General features: G+C 73.2%; 1 protein-coding gene. It reads left to right on the top strand.

Annotation, left to right across the window (positions count from 1 at the left end):
• The coding region (locus tag ACZ4V1_RS35775) for a type I polyketide synthase (protein ID WP_468345321.1) at window positions 1–4438 on the top strand (4438 nt) is incomplete at both ends.

The following is a 4438-nucleotide window of genomic DNA, read 5'->3' as shown; positions in this document are numbered from 1 at the left end:
CGCGACCGAGCTGCGCAACCAGCTCAACACCCTGACCGGACTCCGGCTCCCGGCGACCCTGGTCTTCGACCACCCCAACGCCCTCGCCGTCACCGGGCACATCGTGTCCCGGCTCGACGGCAGCGGGACCGCACGGGCGGCCGGCGCGACCCGTACGGACGACGGACGGCCCGCCGACGACGAGCCCATCGCCATCATCGGCATGGCCTGCCGCTACCCGGGCGGGGTGACCAGCCCCGAGGAGCTGTGGCGCCTGGTCATGGAGGGTGTCGACACGGTCTCCGACCTCCCGGACGACCGGGGCTGGGACGTGGAGGAGCTCTACGACCCGGAGCCGGGCAAGGAGGGAAAGAGCTATACGCGCCGCGGCAGCTTCCTGCATGACGCGGCCCAGTTCGACCCCGGCTTCTTCGGCATCTCCCCCCGTGAGGCCCTGTACATGGACCCGCAGCAGCGCCTGCTGCTCGAGACCTCGTGGGAGGCCCTGGAACGGGCGGGCATCGACCCCACCTCGCTCAAGGGCAGCAGGACCGGTGTCTTCGCCGGTGTGATGTACCACGACTACGCGCTCAACGTCTCGCCCTCCGGCACCGCCGGCGGCAGCGTGGCGTCCGGTCGGCTCTCGTACACCTACGGCTGGGAAGGCCCGGCCGTCACCGTCGACACCGCCTGCTCCTCCTCGCTCGTCGCGCTGCACCTGGCGGTGCAGGCGCTGCGGTCGGGGGAGTGCTCGCTCGCCGTGGCCGGCGGCGCCACCGTGATGTCGACGCCCGGCATGTTCGTCGAGTTCAGCCGCCAGCGCGGTCTGTCCGTCGACGGCCGCTGCAAGGCGTTCGCGGGCGCGGCGGACGGCGTCGGCTGGTCCGAGGGCGTCGGCGTGCTCCTGGTGGAACGTCTCTCGGACGCGGTGCGCAACGGACACCGGGTGCTCGCCGTCGTCAAGGGCACGGCCGTCAACCAGGACGGCGCCTCCAACGGACTGACCGCGCCCAACGGCCCCTCCCAGCAGCGCGTGATCCGCCAGGCGCTGCGTGGTGCCGGAGTCGCCGCGTCCGAAGTGGACGTGGTGGAGGCGCATGGCACGGGCACCACGCTGGGCGACCCGATCGAGGCGCAGGCGCTCCTCGCCACGTACGGCCAGGACCGGCCCGAGGACCGGCCGCTGCTGCTCGGCTCGGTCAAGTCGAACCTCGGTCACACGCAGGCCGCCGCCGGTGTCGCCGGTGTCATCAAGATGGTCATGGCGATGGAACACGGCACGGTGCCGCGCACCCTGCACGTCGACCATCCCTCGCCGCACGTCGACTGGACCGAGGGCCGCGCCGAACTGGTCACCGGGGAACGGCCCTGGCCGGCCACCGGTCGGCCGCGCCGGGCCGGTGTCTCCGCTTTCGGCCTCAGCGGCACCAACGCACACGTCGTACTGGAACAGAGCCCCGCCCGGACCGCGGACGAACCCGGGCCCGCGGACGGAACGGGCTCCGCCACCGTGCACCGGGCACCCGCCGCCCTGCCCTGGTCGCTGTCCGCGGCCACCCCCGAGGCGCTGCGTGCTCAGGCAGCCCGGCTGCTCGACCACGTGACGGCGCGCCCGGACGACCGTCCGCTGGACACGGCGTACGCGCTGGCCACCGCCCGCACCGCGCTGGAGACCCGCGCGGTGGTGCTCGGCACCGGCCGCGACGAGATCCTGTCCGGACTGCGGGCCCTCGCCGACGGCACGGACGCCCCCGGCGTGATCACCGGCGAGGCCCGATCCGTCGGTACCACCGCGTTCCTGTTCTCGGGCCAGGGCTCCCAGCGCCTCGGCATGGGGCGTGGGCTGTATGAGAACTTCCCGGTGTTCGCGGAGGCGTTCGACGCGGTGTGCGCGGGACTCGACGAGCACGTGGAGCGTCCGCTGCGTGAGGTGGTGTGGGGCGAGGACGAGTCGGTCCTCGACGGCACGGCGTACGCGCAGACGGGGCTGTTCGCCGTCGAGGTGGCCCTGTACCGGCTCCTCGCGTCCTGGGGTGTCACTCCCGACTTGGTGGCCGGCCACTCCATCGGTGAGGTGGCGGCGGCACACGTCGCCGGGGTGTTCTCGCTCGCGGACGCCTGCGCGCTGGTCGCCGCGCGCGGCCGGCTGATGCAGGCGCTTCCCGCGGGCGGCGCGATGGTGGCGGTGGAGGCCACCGAGGCGGAGGTCCAGGAGCAACTCGACTCCGACGAAGCCGAAGGTGTGTCGATCGCCGCCGTCAACGGGCCGTCCTCGCTGGTGGTCTCGGGCGTGGAGGGGGCCGTCGAGGCGATCGCCGAGGCGTTCCGGGAGCGGGGGCGCAGGGTCAGCCGGCTCCGTGTCTCGCACGCGTTCCATTCGCCGCTGATGGAGCCGATGCTCGCGGCGTTCCGCGAGGTCGTGGCGGGACTGTCGTTCGCGGAACCTCTGCTGCCGGTGGTGTCCAACGTGACCGGCCGGATCGCCGAGGCCGGCGAACTGACCACTCCGGACTACTGGGTGACCCACGTCCGCCAGGCCGTCCGGTTCGCCGACGGTGTCCGCGCGCTCCGCGCCGCCGGGGTGGACCGCTGCGTCGAGATCGGCCCCGAAGCGGTCCTGACCGGGATGGCCCGCACCTGCCTCGACCGTGCCGAGGACGCCACCGTCCTGCTCGTGCAGACGGCCCGCAAGGGCCGCGACGAGACGGTCGCCCTCCTCACCGCGCTCGCGCGCCTGCACACCGTGGGCACCGCGGTCGACTGGTCCGGCTTCTTCGCCGGGACAGGTGCCCGTGCCGTCGACCTGCCGACGTACGCCTTCCAGCGGCAGCGTTACTGGCTCGCCGCGACCGGCGCAGCTCCCGCGGTGACGGAGGAGGCCGGACTCGATGCCGCCGATCACCCGTTGCTGGGTGCGGTGGTGTCGTTGCCGGACTCCGGTGGTGTGGTGCTGACGGGCAGGCTGTCGGTGGAGGCGCAGCCCTGGCTCGCCGACCACGTGGTCCTCGGCCGGATCCTGCTGCCCGGTTCCGTCCTCGTCGAACTCGCCCTGGCGGCCGGCGGGGCCGTCGACTGCGCCACCCTGGAGGAACTGACCCTCGCCGCACCGCTGGTGCTGTCCGAGCGGGGCGGCGTCCAGGTCCGAGTGATCGTCGGACCGCGCACCGCCGAACGCCGCACCGTCGCCGTCTACTCCCGCCCCGAGGGCACCCGACAGGACTGGGCCACCCACGCCACGGGCTTCCTGACGGACACGGTCGCCGAGACCGCGCCGGCCGGGTTCGACGAGCAGTGGCCGCCGGCGGGTGCCGAGGTGCTGCCGGTGGAGGCGGCGTACGAGGTCTTCCGGGAGCGTGGTTACGGGTACGGGCCGGTGTTCCGGGGGTTGCGTGCGGCGTGGCGTCGGGGTGAGGAGTTGTTCGCCGAGGTGGCGCTTCCGCAGGAGGCGTCGCAGGAGGCGGGCCGGTTCGGTCTGCACCCGGCGCTCCTCGATGCCACGATGCACGCCGCGATCCTCAACGACAGCGCCGGCCCCGGCCACGAGGACGGCGGCGGCACGGTGATCCCGTTCGCCTGGAACGACGTGTCCCTGCACGCGGTCGGCGCCGCCGCCGTCCGCGTCCGGATCGCCACCGCCGAGGACGGCGGCATGGACATCCGGATCGCCGACGTGACCGGCGCGCCGGTCCTGACGGTCGGCTCCATGGTGGGCCGCCCGGTCTCCACCGAGCAGCTCGGCGCGGCCCCGGGAGAGACGGGTGCGCTGTACGGCATCACATGGGTACCGGCCGCCGGGAACGGTGTGGCAGACGCACGCTGGATCCCGTGGAGCGAGGTCGCCGACGCGGCCGACGGTGAGCCGGGTGTGGTGGTCCTGGACTGTGGTGCCCCCGATGCTTGTGGTGTGCCGGGCGGTTCTGTGGATGTGCCTGTGGGTGTGCGGTCGGTGTTGGATCGGGTGTTGGGTGTGGTGCAGGAGTGGCTTGCGGGTGAGCGTTTCGCGGGTTCGCGTCTGGTGGTGGTGACGCGGGGTGCGGTGCCGGTGGGTGCGGGTGGTTCGGCTGCCGCGGGTGATGTGGTGCAGGCTCCGGTGTGGGGTCTGGTGCGTGCGGCGCTCGCGGAGAACCCGGGACGGTTCGCCCTGGTGGACCTGGACCAGGACCTGGACTTGGACTTGGACCTGCATACGGGCCCGGGGCGGTCGGCTGATGTGGACGCCGCGGTGGCGGCGGTGGTCTCGGGTGAGTGCGAGGTCGCGGTGCGTGGTGGCGCGGTGCTGGTGCCGAGGCTGACGCGCCTGTCCGACGAGCAGGCCGGTCAGGACGACACCCAGCCCGCCGGTCAGGACGACAGCCTCGCGTCGATGCCGTCTCTGGATGGTTCGGGTGCGGTGTTGGTCACGGGTGGTACGGGTGGTCTGGGTGCTGTGGTGGCGCGGTATCTGGTGGCTGAGCGTGGG

This window comes from Streptomyces sp. NPDC028991 (assembly GCF_055564775.1).
Note: the sequence above shows the minus strand (reverse complement) of the source record. Positions and strands in the feature narration are given on the sequence as shown.